General features: G+C 59.6%; 19 protein-coding genes. 9 read left to right on the top strand and 10 right to left on the bottom strand.

Translation table 11 applies throughout. From position 1 onward, the window contains the following. Positions 1-233 precede the first annotated feature (233 nt). The 5 genes from J2Y39_RS21405 (at position 234) to J2Y39_RS21385 (ending at position 5514) form a co-directional block, all read left to right on the top strand. Positions 234-2057 (top strand): NAD(P)/FAD-dependent oxidoreductase, encoded by a 1824-nt coding sequence (locus J2Y39_RS21405; protein ID WP_122507437.1) that lies wholly within the window; start codon positions 234-236, stop codon positions 2055-2057. A 114-nt stretch (positions 2058-2171) separates the two neighbouring features. Next, complete coding sequence (locus J2Y39_RS21400) at positions 2172-3176, top strand: NAD(P)-dependent oxidoreductase (protein ID WP_122601597.1); 1005 nt, start codon at positions 2172-2174, stop codon at positions 3174-3176. Positions 3177-3262: 86 nt separating this feature from the next. Next, entirely contained in the window at positions 3263-3829 is a 567-nt protein-coding gene (locus J2Y39_RS21395; RefSeq protein ID WP_076563259.1) for a GNAT family N-acetyltransferase, read from the top strand. 84 nt (positions 3830-3913) lie between these two features. Continuing rightward, positions 3914-4819 (top strand): LysR family transcriptional regulator, encoded by a 906-nt coding sequence (locus J2Y39_RS21390; protein ID WP_024012654.1) that lies wholly within the window; start codon positions 3914-3916, stop codon positions 4817-4819. Positions 4820-4956: 137 nt separating this feature from the next. Next, on the top strand, positions 4957-5514 hold the full coding sequence (locus J2Y39_RS21385) for a flavin reductase family protein (RefSeq protein ID WP_076563260.1): 558 nt from the start codon (positions 4957-4959) through the stop codon (positions 5512-5514). A gap of 45 nt (positions 5515-5559) precedes the next feature. Here the strand turns inward: J2Y39_RS21385 and J2Y39_RS21380 are convergent, their stop codons facing one another. Beyond that, positions 5560-5775 (bottom strand): Atu4866 domain-containing protein, encoded by a 216-nt coding sequence (locus tag J2Y39_RS21380; RefSeq protein WP_051600681.1) that lies wholly within the window; start codon positions 5773-5775, stop codon positions 5560-5562. 235 nt (positions 5776-6010) lie between these two features. After that, the gene (locus J2Y39_RS21375; protein ID WP_310219968.1) at positions 6011-6469 is read right to left on the bottom strand and encodes a hypothetical protein; all 459 of its coding nucleotides are present in this window, start codon (positions 6467-6469) and stop codon (positions 6011-6013) included. Here J2Y39_RS21375 and J2Y39_RS21370 point away from each other — a divergent pair. Continuing rightward, positions 6392-7012 (top strand): LysR substrate-binding domain-containing protein, encoded by a 621-nt coding sequence (locus J2Y39_RS21370; RefSeq protein WP_310219567.1) that lies wholly within the window; start codon positions 6392-6394, stop codon positions 7010-7012. The two genes, J2Y39_RS21375 and J2Y39_RS21370, sit on opposite strands and share 78 nt — an antisense overlap. Here J2Y39_RS21370 and J2Y39_RS21365 read toward each other — a convergent pair. Both J2Y39_RS21365 and J2Y39_RS21360 read right to left on the bottom strand, forming a co-directional pair. Beyond that, positions 7006-8166 (bottom strand): MFS transporter, encoded by a 1161-nt coding sequence (locus J2Y39_RS21365; RefSeq protein ID WP_310219953.1) that lies wholly within the window; start codon positions 8164-8166, stop codon positions 7006-7008. The genes J2Y39_RS21370 and J2Y39_RS21365 overlap by 7 nt on opposite strands. Before the next feature lie 180 nt (positions 8167-8346). Continuing rightward, positions 8347-9180, bottom strand: coding sequence for an oxidoreductase (locus J2Y39_RS21360; protein WP_310219565.1), 834 nt, complete (start codon positions 9178-9180; stop codon positions 8347-8349). Positions 9181-9475: 295 nt separating this feature from the next. Between J2Y39_RS21360 and J2Y39_RS21355 the strand changes: the two genes are divergently transcribed. Together J2Y39_RS21355 and J2Y39_RS21350 are read left to right on the top strand one after the other, a co-directional pair. Continuing rightward, positions 9476-9907, top strand: a complete 432-nt coding sequence (locus J2Y39_RS21355; RefSeq protein ID WP_082228565.1) for a DoxX family protein — start codon at positions 9476-9478, stop codon at positions 9905-9907. A 60-nt stretch (positions 9908-9967) separates the two neighbouring features. Continuing rightward, on the top strand, positions 9968-10903 hold the full coding sequence (locus J2Y39_RS21350; RefSeq protein WP_252887764.1) for an NADP-dependent oxidoreductase: 936 nt from the start codon (positions 9968-9970) through the stop codon (positions 10901-10903). On the opposite strand, the gene J2Y39_RS21345 is transcribed toward J2Y39_RS21350, so the two are convergent. The 4 genes from J2Y39_RS21345 to J2Y39_RS21330 form a co-directional block, all read right to left on the bottom strand. Beyond that, entirely contained in the window at positions 10881-13940 is a 3060-nt protein-coding gene (locus J2Y39_RS21345) for an efflux RND transporter permease subunit (protein WP_310219563.1), read from the bottom strand. The two genes, J2Y39_RS21350 and J2Y39_RS21345, sit on opposite strands and share 23 nt — an antisense overlap. Beyond that, on the bottom strand, positions 13937-15046 hold the full coding sequence (locus J2Y39_RS21340; RefSeq protein WP_310219561.1) for an efflux RND transporter periplasmic adaptor subunit: 1110 nt from the start codon (positions 15044-15046) through the stop codon (positions 13937-13939). Before J2Y39_RS21340 ends, J2Y39_RS21345 begins: the two co-directional genes overlap by 4 nt. A 324-nt stretch (positions 15047-15370) precedes the next feature. Further along, complete coding sequence (locus J2Y39_RS21335) at positions 15371-15997, bottom strand: TetR/AcrR family transcriptional regulator (RefSeq protein ID WP_016774383.1); 627 nt, start codon at positions 15995-15997, stop codon at positions 15371-15373. A gap of 134 nt (positions 15998-16131) precedes the next feature. Then, positions 16132-17454, bottom strand: coding sequence for an APC family permease (locus tag J2Y39_RS21330; protein ID WP_310219559.1), 1323 nt, complete (start codon positions 17452-17454; stop codon positions 16132-16134). A 545-nt stretch (positions 17455-17999) separates the two neighbouring features. Between J2Y39_RS21330 and J2Y39_RS21325 the strand changes: the two genes are divergently transcribed. Then, positions 18000-18362: a DUF6124 family protein gene (locus tag J2Y39_RS21325; protein WP_095179679.1), complete on the top strand. Its 363-nt coding sequence runs from the start codon at positions 18000-18002 to the stop codon at positions 18360-18362. Between the two features lie 128 nt (positions 18363-18490). Here the strand turns inward: J2Y39_RS21325 and J2Y39_RS21320 are convergent, their stop codons facing one another. Together J2Y39_RS21320 and J2Y39_RS21315 are read right to left on the bottom strand one after the other, a co-directional pair. Next, positions 18491-18622 (bottom strand): YHYH domain-containing protein, encoded by a 132-nt coding sequence (locus J2Y39_RS21320; protein ID WP_116657708.1) that lies wholly within the window; start codon positions 18620-18622, stop codon positions 18491-18493. 237 nt (positions 18623-18859) lie between these two features. Then, positions 18860-19996, bottom strand: a complete 1137-nt coding sequence (locus J2Y39_RS21315) for a nickel/cobalt efflux transporter (RefSeq protein ID WP_310219556.1) — start codon at positions 19994-19996, stop codon at positions 18860-18862. Positions 19997-19998: the final 2 nt, after the last annotated feature.

The raw sequence follows: 19998 nt of genomic DNA, 5'->3' as shown, positions 1-19998 counted from the left end.
CGCTTCGGTGAAGACACGGGTGTGTCCGCAGCTTAGATGAAAAGCTCGTTGCGGGGGAATTTCGCGCCGGGTGACACAGTGTCATCCGCGATTCTCGAATTTGTGACATGTCGCCTGTGCCAAGCCTTGTCGGCCTTTGCATCAAACGCTCTGGCCCGCGTCTTTCAAGGAGATGGCCCAAGCCTTGCTCTGATGCCATGGCTTACCAAAACAACAAGATCGGGAGTGGCCCCATGAACATCGCTATTGAAACCCCTTTGCAATCGCCAACAGCGCAACTCGCCGCTTGGGTCGAACGCCTCGGCGGACGTCTGGCGCAACGAGATGTGGACGGCACGCTGGAGCTGTTTGCCGAAGAATGCCACTGGCGTGACTTGCTGCTGTTCAGTTGGAACCTCGTCACCCTGGAAGGCAAACCGGCGATTCGCGACATGCTCGAAACACGCCTTGAGCAGACCCGGCCCGAACGCTGGCAACTCGAAGGTGAAGCCACTCTTAGCGATGGCGTGCTTGAAGGCTGGATGAGCCTGGAAACCGACTCGGCGCGCGGCAAAGGCTACGTGCGCCTGAAGGACGGTCTGTGCTGGACGCTGCTGACCACCATGCGCGAACTCAAAGGCTTCGAAGAACCCAGCGGCCGCCGCCGGCCGATGGGCGCGAGCCACGGCCATGCCCACGCTGACAAGCGCAACTGGCTGGAGCGCCGCCGCGATGAAGAAGCGGCGCTGGGCATCACCACGCAACCGTACTGCCTGATCGTCGGCGGCGGTCAGGGCGGGCTCGGCCTCGGCGCAAGGCTCAAACGCATGGGCGTACCGACGCTGATCATCGACAAAGCCGAACGCCCCGGCGATCAATGGCGCGGCCGCTACAAGTCGCTGTGCCTGCACGACCCGGTCTGGTACGACCACATGCCCTACCTGCCCTTCCCCGACCACTGGCCGGTGTTCACCCCGAAAGACCAGATCGGCGACTGGCTGGAGATGTACACCAAGGTCATGGAACTCAACTACTGGCCGCGCACTGAATGCCTCGGCGCTACGTTTGACGAAGAGACTGGCCGCTGGACCGTGGAGGTCCTGCGCAACGGCGAGCCCGTCACCCTGCAACCGACGCAACTGATCCTCGCCACCGGCATGTCTGGCGTACCGAATGTGCCGGTGTATCCAGGCGCTGAAAACTTCCAGGGCCAGCAACATCACTCCAGCCGTCACCCCGGCGGCGATGCGTGGAAAGGCAAGCGCGCAGTGGTCATCGGCGCGAACAATTCAGCCCACGACATCTGCGCCGATCTGGTGGAAAACGGCACCGAGGTGACCATGGTGCAACGTTCGAGCACGCACATCGTGCGTTCGGACAGCCTGATGGAACTGGTTTTCGGCGGGCTTTATTCCGAAGAGGCGCTCGAGTCGGGGCTGACCACGGACAAGGCCGACCTGCTGTTCGCCTCGATTCCGTACAAGGTCATGCCACAGTTTCATCGGCCGATCTTCGACGCGATCAAGGAGCGCGACAAGGACTTCTATGAACGCCTGAGCCGGGCGGGTTTCATGCTCGATTTCGGCGATGACGAATCGGGTTTGTTCATGAAATACGTACGCCGTGGCTCGGGTTACTACATCGACGTCGGCGCCTCGGAACTGATCGCCAACGGCACGATCAAGCTCAAGAGCGCGCCGGGCCTCGGTGTCGAACGCATCGAAGCGGATGCGGTGGTGCTCACCGATGGCAGCCGCTTGCCGGCCGATCTCATCGTTTATGCGACAGGTTATGGCTCGATGAACGGCTGGGCCGCTAAGCTGATTTCCCAGCAAGTCGCCGACAAGGTGGGGCGCTGCTGGGGCCTGGGTTCCGGCACCACCAACGACCCCGGCCCGTATGAAGGTGAACTGCGCAACATGTGGAAGCCGACCCAGCAGCAAAATCTCTGGTTCCACGGCGGCAACCTGCATCAGTCACGGCACTATTCGCTGTATCTGGCGTTGCAGTTGAAAGCCCGTTTCGAAGGCCTCGACACCGATGTTTATCGCCTTGCAGAGCGCCATCATCTGGGCTGATTCCTCAAGTGGTCGTTCGTCGGTGCGCAGACCAAGCGCACCGGCGAACTGGAAAGTGCGTGCTAGGGTGTCTAGCCCAAGCACGTTTCAATCCAGGAAAAATGAGGAGGATTCATGCCACTTCATCCCATTCTGTTCATGGGCGGGTCCGGCGCCATCGGCCATCAGACGGCCCGCGCATTGCGCGCGGCGCATCCCGACGTCCCCTTGCTGATCGGCGGACGCGACCTCGCCAAGGCTGAGCAAACCGCCGAGCAAATCGGCAATGCCCAGGGTGTGGTCATCGATGCTCGCGCAGATGATCTGGGGCTGGGTGATCGCCCGGTCAGCGCCATCGCCCTGTTCTACATGGACCACGCCCTCGCCGGGCTGCGCTTTGCGCAAAAGCGCAAGGTGCCGCACCTGAGCATCTCTTCCGGCGTGTTCGAAATCGCCCCGCAGATCGCCAGTTTCATCCACTCGCCCGACGCGTCTCCCATTGTCCTCGGCTACGAATGGATGGTCGGCGCCACCACCGTGGCAACGCTGCACATCGCCAAGGCATTCGCCCGCGTGCACGACATCCGGATTCATGCGCTGGTCGACGAACAGGACGGCGGCGGCCCGACGGTAGCCGTCGATTTCGAGCACCTGAACAAAATGCTGCCCGCCGCGCTGACCCGCCGTGACGGCGAATTCATCTGGCGTGAAGGCGACGATGCCAAAGTCAGCTTCCGCGCCGTCGACGGCACCACCCTGCAGGGCGCCGGCTTCTCCTCCATCGACGTGACAGGCCTGGCCGCCGCCACCGACGCCCCGAACGTCGAGTTCAACCTCGCCAGCGGCGTCAGCTCCACCCGGCGTCAGGGCCAGCCGATGTCGACGGAAATACACATCGAACTTGAAGGCACGGATCACGATGGCCAGCCATTGCGCACACGCCACGCCGTGGTTCACCGATCAGGCGCAGCAGCGTTGACCGGGCTCAGTGTGGCCATGTTGCTGGAGCGACTGGTTGGGCTGGATGGGCAAGTGCCGGTAAGGCCGGGGCTGTATTTTCCGTATCAATTGCTGGAAGCACAGGTGTTTTTGCAGCGGTTGAAAGAGGACGGTGGGGAGTTGATCGAACTGCTTGAGTGAGACCCCGCACAGGTCGCTCGACACTTGAACTGCTCGTTTGAGAGAGTACCGGTCCTGCCCGCCACTGCTCGCAAGGATTGATTGCCATGGATTGCATCCCCACGCTTTACACCCGCCGCTTGATCCTCACGCCGCTGCAACTGAGTGATGCAGCGGCGGTGCAACAATTGTTTCCGCAATGGGAGGTCGTGCGCTATCTCGACAGCCGCGTTCCGTGGCCGTATCCGGACGACGGCGGGCTTGTTTACGTCCGCGATGTCGCGCTGCCCGCGATGGCTGCCGCAAAGGAATGGCACTGGATGATCCGCACCCGCGTTCAGCCCGAGAGCTGCATCGGCAGTATCAGCCTGTTTGATCAACCGGGTAACCATCGAGGCTTCTGGCTCGCCCCTCAGTTTCAGGGCAACGGCTACATGCGCGAGGCCTGCAAGGTGATCAATGCCTACTGGTTCGATACGTTGATGCGCCCATTGATGCAGGTGCCCAAGGCCGCCGCCAACCACGCCTCGCGCAAGATTTCCGAAGATGAAGGCATGCGGATGGTTGAAACGCGGGACGGCCAGTTTGTGTCGGGGCCGATGCCGGTGGAGGTGTGGGAGATCACGCGCAGCGAATGGCTTGCCGAAGAAACAAACCGGTCAATTGATTGTTAGAGCCGATCAAGTGCTCAATCTTGCGTATATGCTGCTGTCTGCAAAATCAGGACAAGTACTCCCCAAACGTTCGAGACAGTAGAAATGATCTCCGATCCAGGAACACCAACGCTTGATCAACTGAAAGTATTTCTGACGGTTGTAGAAGTGGGCAGTTTTGCCGCTGCGGCCAGAAAACTGCATCGCGCGACATCGGTGGTGAGTTACTCCATTTCCAATCTGGAGATGCAGCTCGGGGTTTCACTGTTTGACCGCAAAACCACGCGCAAACCGCAACTGACGGAGGCAGGTCGAACCGTCCTGGCTGAAGCACGCACTATTACCAACGGCGTAAATGGGCTGCGCGCAAAAGTCTCCGGTTTGCTGCATGGGCTTGAAGCAGAAGTTCACCTCGCGCTCGATGTAATGCTCCCTGCCGAGCGAGTAGTCGATGCGTTGAGGACCTTCAGGGAAGAATTTCCCACAGTCACTCTGCACTTGCACATGGAAGCCTTGGGGGCAGTGACCCAGCTGGTGATGGAGAAGAAAGCTGGAGTCGGCATCAGCGGTCCGCTGGACATTGGCCTGGACGGCATCGAGCGCATCGGCGTGGGCAGTGTTCAATTGATACCGGTCGCCGCGCCTGCACACCCGCTTGCAACCGAGTGTTCCAAATCCCCTGGCGCTGCCAGAGAGTTTGTTCAATTGGTGCTATCGGATCGTTCAACGCTTACGGGTGACAAGGACTTTGCCGTTGTGAGTACTCGCACTTGGCGACTGGCGGATCTGGGCGCCAAACACATGCTTCTCAAAGAGGGCATCGGATGGGGGAATATGCCGGTGCCCATGGTTCAGTCTGACCTGGACGAAGGACGCCTGGTCGAGCTTGATATGCCCGACTGTAAAGGCGGCACCTATGCCTTCGATGCGATTTATCGAACCGACTCGCCGCCCGGTCCGGCTGGGCAGTGGCTGATCAAGCGGTTCGGCGAACAGCTTTTGCCGACGTAATCAATCCAGGAAAAAGAGCAAAAATCCGACAGCCTGAGCAAGGCTGCCAGAGAGGTGCATGTCAAAAAGCAGGAAAGTTGAATTGTCGAAAGCGACTGACAACAACTGTTTATCCTCTTTTGATCCCCGGAGGCGCCATGACCGCATTTCGAAAATCCGACTTCCCTTTGAGCGAGGTTCGCCAGCATCTGGAAACCGGCCCCATCGTCCTGGTGACCTCCGCCTGGCAAGGTGAAACCAACATAATGACCATGGGTTGGCACATGATGATGCAGTTCTCCCCCGCCCTGTTTGGCTGCTACATCTGGAGCGCAAACCACAGCTACGAGCTGATCCGCAACAGCCAGCAGTGCGTCATCAACGTGCCCACCGTCGAATTGGTGGACCAGGTTGTTGCCGTCGGCAACAGCAGCGGTGGGGCCATCGACAAGTTTGCCCAATTTGACCTCACAGCCGCCCCCGCAGAACGGGTAAAGGCCCCGTTGATCAAAGAGTGCTACGCCAATTTCGAGTGCAAGCTGTTCGACTCCAATCTTATCGGCGAGTACGGTCTGTTCGTGTGGGAAGTGGTCAAGGCGCATGTGGCTACGTCGGTGAAAAACCCCAAAACCCTGCATTACCGCGGGCAGGGGAAATTTATGGTGGCGGGCGAAACCCTGGATTTGCGCGATCAATTCCGCCCACAGAATCTGTAATACGACACCAATAAAAAAGCCGGAATGTTCATTCCGGCTTATGCGTCAGCGCTCGGGATATAACACCATGCCCGCGTGGTACAGCACGTCATCTCGAAACTCTCCGTCTGCGGTAAAGCCAGTATCGTCCACATACTCGATGTGGTCGCCTTCCAGCCAGTAGCGCCCTTGATAAGCGTTTTTTTGCCGACCGCGGGCCTCGTCATATCGCCCTCCTGGCAGCAACTCATGGCGAATATGACCGTCGGCTGTCACCCACATGCCAACGTACTTGCCCTGATCGCCGGCTGGATTTGCCGTGGCGTTTTCTTGCGCATCAGGGGTTACGCGAATTTCGACATCGGACATTTTAGAACTCCTGTTTTCAGATCAGAGTTTCCTGCCGTTCAGCAGGACTTGAAGCAAGAGTAAAAAGTCGCGGCGCGGTGCCGTTATGCAATTCCTGCACAGGTTTTGCCCAATGCTCCAGGCGCTCGCAGAACGTCTAAGCGACGGACTACGCGAACTTCTGCAAAGGAGAGAAGGCCCGCGCATCTTTCAGCGCCCGTGCCCACCAGGCCAGCTGGATCAACAACTGCGCCATCGAAACCCGTGCTTGCGCAAAGTGCTCCAGTCCGAAGCCTTGTTCGAGACGCTCGGCAATCTCAGCGAACTTCACATAACCACCAACAGGCATGGCCTGCAGCTTCAACAACTCGCATCCAAGCTCGTCGACCTCATCCTCCCCGCCGGTCGTGGTGCCATAACCAACAAATGAACAAGGTCGTCCCTGGAGGTGTTCAGGCCAGCGCGCCATCAAGACTAACGCAGCGTTGCCATACTGGCCGATCTTGACGAAGCGGAACGCGAAGCATCTGCCAGTTCTGCACCGCAGGGAGTGGTCAGAATCAGCTCTAATGTGGGTATCGGCCGCCAGCTTTTTCTTCCCATCATCAACTTGTTCATGAATCAACATCCTGGGGTCAGCGTCGAACTTTTCCTCACCGATGAGGTGGTCGATCTCATCGAAGCACGTGCGGATATCGCCATACGCACCGGAGCGCTCAAGAACTCCAACCTTGTGGCGAAACGACTCGGGCAATCCAGAGGGCTGATCGTAGGATCTCCTGACTACCTGGCGGCCAAGGGCACTCCGCTGGTGCCTCAAGACCTTGCCGATCACAACTGTCTGGGTTTCACCTTTTCGCCTCCCGCCATGGAGTGGGCCTTGCTCGACGAGAGCGGCGAGCAACGTATGTACCCGGTAAAAGGCAATCTGCGCGTCAGCGATGGCGATGCCTTGCGTGAATTGACGGTGCTGGGCGCAGGGCTAGCCAAGCTGGGGTTCTGCCAGGTTGCAGATGACCTGGCTGCCGGAAGATTGGTTTGTGTCCTGCAACCATTCGTGCCTGCAAGCGTCACGGAGATTCATGCGATTTACGTCGGCCAAGGCGGACATCTGCCCGCACGCGTAAGAGCCCTGATGGATTTCCTCGCCGCCCATTTGCATGTTCATTGAACCGCAACGCGGGCAAAGGGCCGTTCCTTCAATGCATAGGCCAGCACAAGAGCCGCGGGCAAAGCAGCGCCCAGTAGGCACAGCCCTTTCCAGCCGACATACCGAATACCGAAACTTGCAACTGCGGAGCCAATAGCGCCGCCAACAAAGTTGATACTGATAAACACCGCGGTAATCCGTGAGTTGGCTGCGGGGGCCAGTTTGTAGATGACCGATTGATGGGTGATCTGCAAGCCCATTACGCCAACGTTCAAGGCCATTGCGGCAGCGATAATTATCCAGAGCCCTGTCGCCGCAAAGCTCAGCACTGCCCAGGCCAGTATCATCAACGAGGCCAACCCGAATGCCAGCGCGTGCCGGTAGCCATGATCACAGAGCCGGCCAACCACACCGGGAATCAACGCGCCAGTCACTCCCGTGAGCCCGATCAGTCCGATGCTCGAAGTCGAAAAATTGAACGGCGGTTGCGACAACAGTATTGGTAATCCAGTCCACAACATGCTGAAGCTGGCCATTCCCAGCGCACCGTAAAGCGCCCGGCGAGCAAGCGCTGGGTACTCGAGGATGAGTTGCCACAACGAGCGCATCAACTGCTCATAACGCACGGGCTGGCCTCGGCGCTCGGGCTCGGTTGGCAAGGTGATTCTGAGCAGCATGAGCAGGATCAGCGCCGCGCACCCGGCGCTGGCGTACACCAAGCGCCAACCTGCCGCGTTGCCGATACCGCCGGAGACCAGCCACGACAGCGGTATCGCGAGCAAGGCCCCGGTCATCACCACGCCGATCACTTGACCGCGCCGATGCTCGGCTGCGATGGACGCTACGTACGGCACAATCAACATGGCAGCGGATGCCGTGACTCCACTGATCAACACCGCGGCGCAGAACAGCAAGAAATTCGGGCTGGCCGCAGCCACAAACAGCGCTAATGCGTTGATGGTAAACATCCGGCTCAGAAGCGCTCTTCTTTCGAGGACGTCACCGAGCGGGACGACCAGCACAATGCCCAGCGTGTAGCCAAGTTGAGCGCAACTCACCAGCAGGCCGGACGTGGCAAGCGGAATACCAAATGCCCCCGTTACCAACGACAGGATCGGCTGCAGATAATAGAGATTAGCGATCATGGCCCCCGCTGCGAATGCGCAGAGCCACATGAAAGGTCGGGACGGGGACGACGAATTCATACAAATACTCCTCGGTAAATGCCGTTCAAAATTGGGCGAGTCAACTCACTCGCCCAGTTTTTCCCGCACCGCGTCGTCCCCGTTAACTCACTCCTCTCAGGTGTTTGCCTGATTCTGTAGCGTCCATGCCATCAGTGCGGGCTTCGCCTGTCAGGCCGTCGGGAAGTCCGCGCCACGGGCGGTAGACTCCCATGCGCTGAACTCGCGGCCCATGGCGGCAAGCTTCGCCTGCGCTGCCTCATAGGCTTCATTGCCCAACAGCAGGCGCGCCGGCGGCGCTGCGCAGGTAACCGCGGCGTAGATCGCCGCTGCCGCCCTGTCTGGGTCGCCAGCTTGATTGCCAACAGATTGCTGGTACGCGCGCATCGCAGCGCCGGCGGTTGCCTGATAATCCTCGGCCACCGTTTGCGCAACGCCCGAAGATCCCGCCCATTGGGTTCTGAAGGCGCTGGGCTGAACGGTCATCACGCCGATACCCAGTGGCGCAACTTCGGCGCGCAGACTTTCCGACAGGCCCTCAACGGCGAACTTCGTCGCGCAGTAGTGGCCGACCGCTTCGAACCCGACCAGACCGCCTACCGATGTGAGGTTGACGATCATGCCGGTGCGCCGCTTGCGCATGCCAGGCAGTACCGCGCGAATCATATGGGCCGTGCCGAAGTAGTTGACCTCGAACATCCGCCGAACAGCCCCATCGTCGCTGTCTTCTACCGATGAGAAATAGCCGACGCCGGCGTTATTGATCAGCACGTCCACTCGCCCGAAGCGATGCTCGGCCGCCTGTACGACCTGCATCGCCTGCGCCGGATCGGTCACGTCCAGAGGCAGAATCAAAGCGTCGCCGAGGGCGGCCAGATCCTCGATCTGCTGTGTGTTGCGCGCCGTGACCACCACACGCTCACCCTCATTCAGCAGCGCCGTGGCGATGTGGCGACCGAACCCGGTGGAACAGCCTGTAACCAACCAAACCTTAGTCTCGTTCATTGCAGTACTCCTCTAGATAGCGGCGGTTCAGGATTCGGCTGAACCGCGTTCGAGACCAACGTACCGAATCCGCCCCGCCACTGTTATCCGATTAATCCGCGACATTTGCCTGATCCTGCTCCCCAACACACGTCGCTGACCACAGTGGAAGGTCCACTTCGATTTCTGCTGCATTTCTAGTTTTTCGAACCTGATCATCGAAACTTGTCGGCTATTGCGCAAAGCCTCGCGATGACATCATCTGCTCCACAACGGCGCTTCATGGTGAAGCGCTGAAATCAGCGGAATCCACGTCATGTCCCACGCAGCCACAATTTCCAGCGTCACTGCTTCAACGTCTTCCAACCTCAACAGCACCGTTTCCTTGATCGGGCGGATTCTTCTGAGCGCGATCTTCATTCTTTCGGGCCTGTCGAAAATCGCGGCACCGGCCATGATGATTGGCTACATCGGCTCTGTCGGGTTGCCTTTTCCCGAACTGGCGTTGGGCGTGGCGATTGCTGTCGAGGTTCTCGGCGGCGTAGCGTTGATCGCCGGTTATCGCACACGTACCACCGCAGCGCTGTTGGCGATTTTCAGCGTACTGACCGCACTGATTTTCCATAACGCCCTGGCGGACCAGAATCAGTTCATTCACTTCTTCAAGAATATCGCCATGGCCGGTGGGCTCTTGCAGATCGTTTCTTTCGGCGCAGGGCGTTTCAGCCTCGACGCACGTCGCCACTAATCGAATCGCCGGCACGTCCATTCCTTCCGACGAGCCTTGACCATCACAACGGAGAGAATCATGAAAGCGATCCAAGTCGCGCAGTACGGCCAGGCAGAAGCGCTGGAGCTCAAAGAACTTGCGGATCTGAAACCCAATGACGATCAGGTGTTAATCAATGTTGCCGGTAGTGGGATCAATCCAATCGATTGGAAAATCCTCTCCGGTGCCATGCAGCAATTCATTCCTCTGCCACTGCCCTACACGCCTGGCGTGGAAGTCTCAGGCACAGTCGCCGCGGTGGGCAGGAATGTCAGAGACTTTGTCGTTGGCGACAAGGTGTTCGGGTTTATCGGGATTACCGGCGGATATGCTACCCAGGCCCTCTCAACGCCAGATCGTCTGGCCCACACGCCGACAACCCTGTCGTTGCAAGAGGCCGGCGGCGTGCCGGCGGCAGCACTGACTGCTTGGCAAGCCTTGCATGAACACGCCGGGATTCAGGCTGGTCAAAAAGTCCTCATTCACGGCGGCTCAGGTGGCGTGGGCAGCTTCGCAATCCAACTCGCCCGCCTTGCCGGTGCTTATGTGATCGCGACCAGCTCTGCGAAGAACCACGACTATCTGCGTTCACTTGGCGCCGATGAGGTGATTGACTACACCACGGCTAAATTCGAAGACAGCGTTGCTGACCTCGATGCGGTCATTGATCTGGTCGGCGGCGAAACTCAGAACCGCTCATGGAGTGTGATCAAGCGCGGGGGCGTTCTGGTTTCCCCCGTAAGCGCACCCTCTGCACAGAAGGCAAGCGAGCACCGTGTGAGTGGCAAAAATTTCGCCACCCGCTCCGATGGCAGCCAATTGGCCGAGATTGCCGCGCTGTTCACATCCGGCAAGCTCAGCCTTGAGGCTCAAGTGGTACCGCTGACAGAAGTTGTCGACGCGGTTAAACAAAGCTGGGCCGGACACACCCGGGGAAAAATCGTGCTCGATGTCAGCGCTCAGGCCGAATCCTGAACCAGATCGCATACATCGCCGGCAGAAACACCAGCGTGATGATGGTGCCAACAAACGTGCCACCGATCAGCGTGTACGCGAGCGTGCCCCAGAACACCGAGTGGGTCAGCGGAATGAACGCGAGAATCGCCGCCAGCGCGGTCAACAACACCGGCCGCGCCCGTTGCACTGTCGCTTCGACAACGGCATGGAACGGCGCCAGCCCTTCCTGCTCGTTGTGATGTATCTGCCCGATCAGAATCAGCGTGTTGCGCATCAGAATCCCCGACAGCGCAATCAACCCGACCAGCGCATTGATGCCGAACGGCTGGTTGAAGATCAGCAGCGTCGGCACCACACCGATCAAGCCTAATGGCGAGGTGAGGAAGACCATGATCATCGCCGAAATCGAGCGTACCTGAACGATGATGATGAGCAGCGTCATGGCGATCATGATCGGCAGCAACGGCAGAATCGCTTTGCCGGCCTTGCCGGATTCTTCGATGGCGCCCGCCTGTTCAATCCGGTAGCCGGACGGCAACTTTTCGATGATCGGCTGCAACTGCCGGATGATCGCGCCTGAGACGTCCGGCGGCTGCAAGCCTTCGGCGATGTCGCCACGCACGGTGATGGTCGGCGTGCGATCGCGGCGGCGCAGGATCGGGTCTTCCATGCGCACTTCGACCTGGCCGATCTGCGACAGCGGGATGCGTTGCCCCGCTGCGCCGACCAGGGTGAAGTCTTCGATCTGCGCCGGGTCCAGGCGGATATTGCCCGCCGCACGGCCAACGACCTGCACGGAACGGATGTCTTCGCGCACCGCCGTGATCGGCACGCCGCTAAGTAGAAACTGCAACTGCTGGGCGACTGCGCTGGACGTCAGCCCCACTGCCTGCAAGCGATCCTGATCCAGGTTGAAATGCAGCGTCGGCGTCAGCGGCCCCCAGTCAGTGTTGACGGTTCTCATCATCGGGCTGTTCTGCATCACCGCCCGGACCTGCTCGGCGATGTCGCGCAATTTCGCCGGATCAGGCCCCATTACCCGGTAGGCCACCGGGAATGGCGAATACGGGCCGAATACGATCTGCGTCGCCCGAACCCGCGCCTCTGGAGCAAGCCCTTCGGCGACCGCTTCGCGCAAACGCAACTTCAGAGTTTCACGGGCGTCCTGGCTGTCGGTCAGGACGACGATTTTGGCGAACGATGGATCCGGCAACTCCGGCGCCATTGCCAGGAAAAACCGTGGCGCACCCTGGCCGATATAGGCGGTGACGATTTTTGCTTCATCCTGCTTGTGCAGCCAGGCCTCGACTTTGGCCGCCGCCGCGCTGGTCTGCTTGATGGAGGTGCCGTAGGGCATCTGCACTTCGATCATCACTTCAGGACGGTCCGAGGTTGGAAAGAACTGCTTCTTCACCAGCCCCATGCCTGGGATCGCAACAGCAAACAGCGCGACCACCGCACCGGCCACCAGCCATTTGCGCGTGATCACCCACGCCAGAACGCGCCGGAAACGGTTGTAGCGCGGCGTGTCGTAGATTGCCGCGTGCCCGCCTTCGACTTTCTTGATGTCCGGCAACAGCTTCACGCCCAGGTACGGCGTGAAAGCCACGGCGACGACCCACGAAGCAATGAGCGCGATGCCGACAATCCAGAACATGTTGCTGGTGTATTCGCCTGCCGTTGATTGCGCGAATCCGTTGGGCAGAAAGCCAATCGCCGTGACCAGTGTGCCGGACAGCATCGGCGCTGCCGTATGACTCCAGGCATAAGCGGAGGCCTTGATGCGGTCGTAGCCCTCCTCCATCTTCACCACCATCATTTCGATGGCGATGATCGCGTCATCGACCAGCAGCCCGAGCGCCAGAATCAGCGAGCCGAGGGTGATCCGGTCAAAGTTCTTGCCGGTGGCCGCCATCACCACAAACACGATCGCCAGGGTCAACGGCACCGCCGCTGCGACGACCACGCCGACGCGCCAGCCCATGCTGAGAAAGCACACCAGCATGACCACCAGCAGCGCGACAAAGAACTTGACCATGAACTCGCCAACGGCCGAGTCGATATTAACCGCCTGATCGGTGACTTTGGAGAGGGTCATGCCCAAGGGCATTTCCTCGTTGATCCTGGCCGTTTCGGCGTCCAGCGCCTTGCCCAGATCGAGACCGTTCCAGCCCTCGCGCATGATCACGCCGAGCAATAAGGCTTCTTCGCCGTTGTTGCGTACGAGGAAGGTCGCCGGGTCTTCGTAGCCGCGTTCGACCGTGGCCACGTCAGACAGTTTGAGTGTTCGTCCCTGCGCCACCACAGGCGTGTCACGGATTTTCTGCAGCGTGTCGAACGCGCCATCGACGCGCAAAAATACCTCCGGCCCTTTGGTTTCGACCGATCCGGCGGGGGTCAGCACGTTCTGATTGTTCAGCGCGGCGAAGATGTCCTGTGGCGCCAAGCCCAGCGTCGCCAGCCGATCATGGGAAAACGAGACGAATATCCGCTCCGCCTGCTCGCCGATGATGTTGACCTTCTTCACGCCAGGCACATGCAACAGCCGCTGGCGTAACCTCTCCGCATCACGCACCAGCAAGCGCTGTGGCTCGCCCCTGGCTTTCAAGGCGAACAGCGCGAAGGTCACGTCGGAAAACTCGTCGTTGACCATCGGCCCGATGACACCCGCCGGCAGCCTGATCGCTTCATCGTCGAGCTTCTTGCGTGCCTGGTAGAACTCTTCCTGCACCTGCGATGGCGGTGTGCTGTCGAGCAACGAGACCACGGTGAATGCCAGTCCCGGACGCGTGTAGGTTTCCGAGCGGTCGTACCACTTCAGTTCCTGCAAGCGTTTTTCGAGGGGTTCGGCGACCTGATCCTGCATCTCTTGCGCGGTCGCTCCTGGCCACGCGGTGATGACGGTCAGCTGCTTGACCGTGAACGGCGGATCTTCCGCCCGGCCCAATTTGAAGAACGACAGGACGCCGGCCACGGCGATCAGAAAAATCAGAAACACCGTGATCGCACGTTGGCGCACGGCGATGGCGGAAAGGTTGAACCGGCCCTCGCTCATGGACGACTCCCGGCAATCTGGCCATCGTCGCGGGCAAGCAAGCGCACTTCTTCGCCATCGCGCAGCAGATGCGCGCCCAGCGCGACAATCGGTTCACCGACGTTGAGCTGGCCAGCGACACGAGCCGAGTCATCGCTCAAGCCCAGGACCTCCACCGGGCGCCAGCTCACTTTCGCCGGTGTGCCGGCGATGACCCACACGCCGGGGCCTTTGCCTGGGTTGTAGATCGCGGCGACGGGCACCGTCAGCGCCTGTTTTGGCGCAGAACCTTGGGCGATATCAAGGGTGACTGTCGAACCGATCGGCGCATTGGCCAGTTTCCCTTCAAGTACATAGCGCGCTTCAAAGGTGCGAGTCGTGCGGTCGGCCGAGTCGGACAGCAGACGCAGTTTTGCGCTCACGGCAGCTGAGGTATCGCCATACAGTTTTGCCTGAGCGGTCGAGCCCGGTGCGGGCCGCAAGGTCTCGGGCAGATGGACGATGGCCTCCCGCTGACCGGCCCGCGCCAACCGCACCACCGGTTGTCCCGGGCTGACGACTTGCCCCGGTTCGGCGAGGGTTTCCACCACCACGCCGTCAGCGTCCGCCACCAGCACCGCATAACCGGAAGCGTTGCGCGCAACGTCCGCTTGCGCGACAGCGGCATTGAGTTGCGCCCTGGCGGTGTCGGCTGCGGCTTTGAACTGATCGTAGGCCGATGCCGAAATGGCGCCGGCGGCGACGAGCCGGCGATTGCGCGCTTCGTCACCGGCAGTCTGTTTGGCTCGGGCGCGAGCGGCGCTGACCGCTTCTTCCTGAGCTCGCGCCTGCAGGCCGAGGTCGATCGGGTCCAGGCGCATCAGCGGCTGGCCGCGCTTGACCGTCTGGCCGGTATCAACCAGACGCTCAAGCACCTTGCCCGAGACGCGAAAACCCAGGTCGCCCTGCACTCGCGCCGCCACGACACCGGTGAACGATCGGGAGCCGTCTTCTGCAGGCTGCACCGCCGCCGACCTGACAAAGGGCGCCAAGGTACGCGGATCCTGCGCGGTGGAAGAATCACCGCACGCCGTCAGGGCCAGGGGCAATAAACATACCGCGAGGGGAAAAGGTCGGAGCCGGCGCATGGAATTCCTTCACTGAAAATAGGATGATCATCATATTCTCAATCTTGTGACCGATATCGTCAACAGTCACAGAGTCACCGGCCCGATGTTCAGCGCTGAATCAGAAGCGATAGCTGACAGAAGTACCGAGCCCGCTGGCGCTGTTCTTGTATTTCGCGCTGTACGAACCCCGGTACGCAGCACTGAAATAACCAAACTGCGGCGGCCATGTTGCCCTAGTGACCATACCAGTTAAGAGTCACAATCAGAACAGCGGAAATGTCGTTGCGTCAGGAACAGGATGGGGTTGGGGCGACTGATCCGAGTATTCAGATCAGAAGAGGGTCAAGGCATCAAGCTGCGCAGGATGAGGTTCGAAGTCAGCGTCGGCGCCACTTCGATAAAGTCGAGGTTGTGTTGCAGCATCAGTGGATTGACGAAGGGCCGCAGCGCCAAGTGGATCGATTCGACCGTCTCGTCCAGCGGCGTCCTGCGCTCGAACTCACCGGCCTCGCGCCCTTCGCGGACAATGTCGGTGATAAAGCGCTTGATCTGCGCATCGTAACGCTGCGCACTTGGCCAGTTCTCACCCGCTGCAAACGCGGCAATGTCATAGAGTTTGCGATCGTTGAAGAACAGATTCACACCCGTGGCGATCACGGTTTTCACCAAACGGCGGAAACGCTCGGTAGGCGTCAGGTCTTCCTCGTTGATCGCCTGCTCGACCGCCGCAACGATTTGCCCCAGACAGTTAGCGCAGATGGCTTCGCCAATCGCCTGCTTGGAATCAAAGAATTTGTAGATGTACGCCTTGGAGAAACCGATGGCCTTGGCCAGATCGGACACCGTGGTCTTGGCGTAGCCGTACTGGCTGAAATGCTCGTTGGCCGCCGCGACAATCTGATCACGAATGTCGTGATCAACGGGACCACGCGGGCCGGGGAAGGATGGGGAAACTGAGGACTGATTCATGTCGGCAGCTTACTCACCCGCCCGCCGACTGACAACGTGTGACTCATTCTGAAAACCACCACCCATCCACTGTGGGAGCGAGCCTGCTCGCGAATACGCCCGCCCAAACAACACCAATTCCCCAAGCTGCTGCACTACCCGGCCTTACTGATCGCAGAAAAATTGATACGAGAAAAGCCATGCAGCAACATCCCGACAATGATCAGCGCCCCCGCCCGCAACCACGTCTCCCACCCCTGCTGACTGAGCAGCACCAGACACGAAACAATCGCAAGCACCGGAACGAAGGTCGGCACGCGAAAGTGATCCTCCTCCACCCTGTCGCGACGAAGAACCAGCACCGCCACATTGGTACTCAGAAAAACGAACAGCAACAGCAAAACCACCGTCTCTGCCAACGTTGCCAGCGTGCCTGTGAGTGTCAGGGCAATAGCGACCACGGTAGTTGCAACAATGGCAGCCCATGGAGTTTTTCGTTCAGGCAGCACCGCACCCAAAACACCCGGCAACAGCCCCAGATTCGCCATGCCATAGGTCAATCGGCTGGCCATGATCATGGTTAACAGCGCACCGTTGGCCACAGCAATCAGCGCAATGAAAGAGAACAGTGCCGGCGGGATTGCGAGGGTCGATGCGCGGACAACTTCGAGCAAAGGCGCCGACGTGGCCACCAACTTCTCGGTAGGCAACACCGAAGAAGCCGCCACGCCCACCGCCATGTAAACCACGCCAGCGGTGAGCAAAGCCGCGAACAAGGCGCGCGGGTAGACCTTGCGCACGTCCTTGATTTCCTCGGCGAGATTGGCCGAGGTTTCGAAGCCTACGAAGGAATAGAAAGCCAACAACGCCGCCCCCAACACCGCCAGCATGGGACTGACGCCCGGCTTGAACGTGAGCGTCCGCCCCAGATCCGCATCGCCTGTGCGGAAATACCAGACAGCGGCGACGATCACCAAAATCAGCCCGGACAGTTCAATCACGGTCATCACCAGGTTTGCCCCAAGCGACTCCTTGATCCCCCGCGCATTGAGCAGGCCGATAGCCAGAAGAAACACCAGCGCTGCAATCTGCGGCGATACGTCGACGAAGGCGTTCAAGTAATCACCGGCAAACGCCAGCGACAAACCCGCTGCACTGGTGACCGCAGCCGCCAGCATGCAAAAACCGACCAGGAAGGAAATGAGCGGTGACTTGAAGGCTTTTTCCGCGAATACCGAAGCAGCCCCGGCGTGGGGATATTTGGTCACCAGTTCTGCGTAGGAACCCGCCGTCAACATGGCGAAGAACAATGCGATCAGCAGCGGCACCCAAATCGCGCCGCCCACCTCCCCCGCGATCGTTCCGGCGAGTGCGTAAACGCCCGCCCCCAGAACATCGCCGAGAATAAACAGAAACAGCATCGGGAAAGTGATAGCCCGGCGCAGAGAAGTTTTATCAGTGGGAGCCGTCACGGTCATTCCTTGATTCAGGTGGGTAGGAGCTGGAGGGTTGTCACCTCAAACAATGGAAATGGCGCCGAAAGCAAAGTTCAAAATGTGTGACCGCCCGACTGGCACGACGCTGTAAACGTTGCCCACTCGACACCTGTGGGAGCGAGCCTGCTCGCGAAGACCCCAGCCCGATCAACACGAAACCTCAGCCAAAACCAATTCCCTAAACACCCCGTTTAAAACCGACATCCAGACTGTTCCAGCAAGCTACAACGCCTTGCGCCATTGCCTACGACTACGCCAGAATCCGCCGGCTTGTGCGCCTCGGGCCGTGGTTCTATCGTTGGCCGGTCACTGAAAACAGTGATCGGGTTTGGTAGCCCGCTTTCCACATGGCGCATAACGTCATTCTATGCAGATGCTTTCGCATCGGTTTTATGGTGGCCATGCGCAGGGCGTTTTCGAGCGCGCCGGTTTTTCCATGTGGGCCGGTCTACCAACCTTCGTATGGCCACCACCCTTCGTTTGGTAGCGAGAGTGATGGCTCCCTTGGTCACATATGGAGCTTCACCATGTTCAAAGTCACGCCAAACCCGCCACAGTCGGACGCAACCTCCCCCTACGAATCCCTCGACTCAAAAAAACTCCACGAAGCTGCCGACCGCGCCCTCGACCACTACCTCAAACCCAGCGACACCATCAAAACCACGCCCTACCAGACCAGCAGCATGTTCCTCGCCAACCCGAAAACCGCGACTGAAGAATTGCTGGTCAACGCCAGCGAATCGCTAGGCTCGGCCTCGGTGATGTTGAGTGACGTGATTGGGATGGTTGAAGGATCTGCGCGCAAGACGCTGCAAGGTATCGCGCAGGTCGTCATGCTCGGCGAGCTGGCGGTTAATCAGGCGTTGGATAACGTCGTGCCGGTGGAGTAAGCGCAAACTCCCTGTCGCTGGTGAGGTACGAAGTTTCAAAGACCAGCGGTGAGCGTTGGCGTGGGCTCATGTCTCGCACCCTATCGCGCTCGTCTCAAAAGCCCAGCCTTGCGCTGGGCTTTTGCCGTTTAGTGGCAGTGGTAGTCGTTGGTTTTATGGTTGCGATGGCAACCCTTTGAATCAGTGCCACCGCTGTGCGCAAAGGCAGCAACGGATGTAATCGATAATATTGCGGCAATCAGAATGGCGGACAGTTTCATCAGGGCTTGCTCCATGCTCGTGTTGTTATTCTTTGTGAGATGTCTCACGCGGAGCAGCGTATGGCCAGGTGCCTTCATTGAGCAAGCGACTTCTCCGAGGATTCGATCAAAGGTCGATTGCTTACGATGGCTGGGTCACTGGGCGCGAACATAAGCCACACGGCGTCGTTTGTCGGGCTGGTTATGGTGGCAGGTGGCGGACTGAGTGCCGCAACGAAAAGCACCAACACTCCCGCCTTATGCGCTCAGGCCAATCCAGCCATGAAAGCCGACATACAGGCCAACGCCAATGATCAGCACGCTGGACAGGTAAGGAGCGCGGCGCGCTACGGTTCCCAGCCACGGCCAGCGATTGGAAGCCTGTCTGGCGCCAACGGCTGCTGCGGCACCGACAGTGACCAAAGTCAGCGCCAGGCCGATGCTGAAAGACAGGACGAGCATGCCGCCGAGCGCGACCTCTTTGACTTGCAGGCACAGCAACAGGACAGTGATGGCAGCCGGACAGGGAATCAGGCCGCCAGTCAGCCCGAACATGACGATCTGACCCGTGGTCACTTCGCGGTTGGTGAAGCGCTTACGGATGTCGTTGGCATGAGCACGTTCGTGCGCATCCTGATAGCCATCAATCGACAGCTCCAGGCCTTCGAGTTCGGAATGCGCATGCCCGTGATCATGCTCCTGGAACGTCAGGTCGTAATCATGCGAATGCCCGGCATGTCCAAGGCTCAAGCGAGCGCTGAACTCGTGCGGTTCCGGAATATCCACCGTCGACTGCAGAAAACCCTCACGCTCGACGAACGCGAACGATTGGCTGCTGCCGTCCGGACGCGTCGTGGTCAGGCGAACATCCGAGGCTGCCCAGGCGTGTCCGCTCAAGGTCTTCAGGCGCCAGTGCGGTGGCATGCCTTCCTCGAAGATCGACAGTTCAACACGGCCATGGCCGGTATCTATTCGGTGCGTTTCATCATGATGACCATGGTCGTGTTCGCCGTGATGGTGATCATCGCTTTGCTCAAACTTGAACATCTGCTCACCGCGCCAGGTACGCCACAGCATCCACAGGGCAATCGCGATGATCAGTGCAGCAGACGCAAGCTGGAAATACGGCTCAGTGGTTTGAGCATCCAGGCCTTTGCCCAAGTACATGCCGCCGATGGCGACCAGCCACACCACGGCGGTGTGCGAAAGCGTTGCGGCCAACCCCAACAAAACAGCCTGTTTGACCGAGCCACGGATGGCCACGATGAAGGCCGCCATCATGGTTTTCGAATGACCTGGCTCCAGGCCATGCAAGGCGCCGAGCAGAATCGCGCTCGGGAAATACAGCCAGGCGTGAGCCCCGCCTTGCTGCAACAGTTCAGCGAAATCGGGCATGT

Source organism: Pseudomonas sp. 2957, from assembly GCF_031456345.1.
In the GTDB taxonomy this organism is placed as follows: Bacteria; Pseudomonadota; Gammaproteobacteria; order Pseudomonadales; family Pseudomonadaceae; genus Aquipseudomonas; species Aquipseudomonas siliginis.
The sequence above is the reverse complement of the archived record's forward strand: the minus strand, read 5'-3'. Positions and strand labels throughout refer to the sequence as shown.

What these genes read in the sequence shown, in the direction of transcription:
- J2Y39_RS21320 (WP_116657708.1), bottom strand. Translation starts at nt 18,622, where the DNA reads ATGAAACTGTCCGCCATTCTGATTGCCGCAATATTATCGATTACATCC.
- J2Y39_RS21340 (WP_310219561.1), bottom strand. Translation starts at nt 15,046, where the DNA reads ATGCGCCGGCTCCGACCTTTTCCCCTCGCGGTATGTTTATTGCCCCTG.
- J2Y39_RS21360 (WP_310219565.1), bottom strand. Translation starts at nt 9,180, where the DNA reads ATGAACGAGACTAAGGTTTGGTTGGTTACAGGCTGTTCCACCGGGTTC.
- J2Y39_RS21390 (WP_024012654.1), top strand. Translation starts at nt 3,914, where the DNA reads ATGATCTCCGATCCAGGAACACCAACGCTTGATCAACTGAAAGTATTT.
- J2Y39_RS21350 (WP_252887764.1), top strand. Translation starts at nt 9,968, where the DNA reads ATGAAAGCGATCCAAGTCGCGCAGTACGGCCAGGCAGAAGCGCTGGAG.
- J2Y39_RS21355 (WP_082228565.1), top strand. Translation starts at nt 9,476, where the DNA reads ATGTCCCACGCAGCCACAATTTCCAGCGTCACTGCTTCAACGTCTTCC.
- J2Y39_RS21345 (WP_310219563.1), bottom strand. Translation starts at nt 13,940, where the DNA reads ATGAGCGAGGGCCGGTTCAACCTTTCCGCCATCGCCGTGCGCCAACGT.
- J2Y39_RS21330 (WP_310219559.1), bottom strand. Translation starts at nt 17,454, where the DNA reads ATGACCGTGACGGCTCCCACTGATAAAACTTCTCTGCGCCGGGCTATC.
- J2Y39_RS21385 (WP_076563260.1), top strand. Translation starts at nt 4,957, where the DNA reads ATGACCGCATTTCGAAAATCCGACTTCCCTTTGAGCGAGGTTCGCCAG.
- J2Y39_RS21325 (WP_095179679.1), top strand. Translation starts at nt 18,000, where the DNA reads ATGTTCAAAGTCACGCCAAACCCGCCACAGTCGGACGCAACCTCCCCC.
- J2Y39_RS21405 (WP_122507437.1), top strand. Translation starts at nt 234, where the DNA reads ATGAACATCGCTATTGAAACCCCTTTGCAATCGCCAACAGCGCAACTC.
- J2Y39_RS21375 (WP_310219968.1), bottom strand. Translation starts at nt 6,469, where the DNA reads ATGTTGATTCATGAACAAGTTGATGATGGGAAGAAAAAGCTGGCGGCC.
- J2Y39_RS21365 (WP_310219953.1), bottom strand. Translation starts at nt 8,166, where the DNA reads ATGTGGCTCTGCGCATTCGCAGCGGGGGCCATGATCGCTAATCTCTAT.
- J2Y39_RS21315 (WP_310219556.1), bottom strand. Translation starts at nt 19,996, where the DNA reads ATGCCCGATTTCGCTGAACTGTTGCAGCAAGGCGGGGCTCACGCCTGG.
- J2Y39_RS21335 (WP_016774383.1), bottom strand. Translation starts at nt 15,997, where the DNA reads ATGAATCAGTCCTCAGTTTCCCCATCCTTCCCCGGCCCGCGTGGTCCC.
- J2Y39_RS21400 (WP_122601597.1), top strand. Translation starts at nt 2,172, where the DNA reads ATGCCACTTCATCCCATTCTGTTCATGGGCGGGTCCGGCGCCATCGGC.
- J2Y39_RS21395 (WP_076563259.1), top strand. Translation starts at nt 3,263, where the DNA reads ATGGATTGCATCCCCACGCTTTACACCCGCCGCTTGATCCTCACGCCG.
- J2Y39_RS21380 (WP_051600681.1), bottom strand. Translation starts at nt 5,775, where the DNA reads ATGTGGGTGACAGCCGACGGTCATATTCGCCATGAGTTGCTGCCAGGA.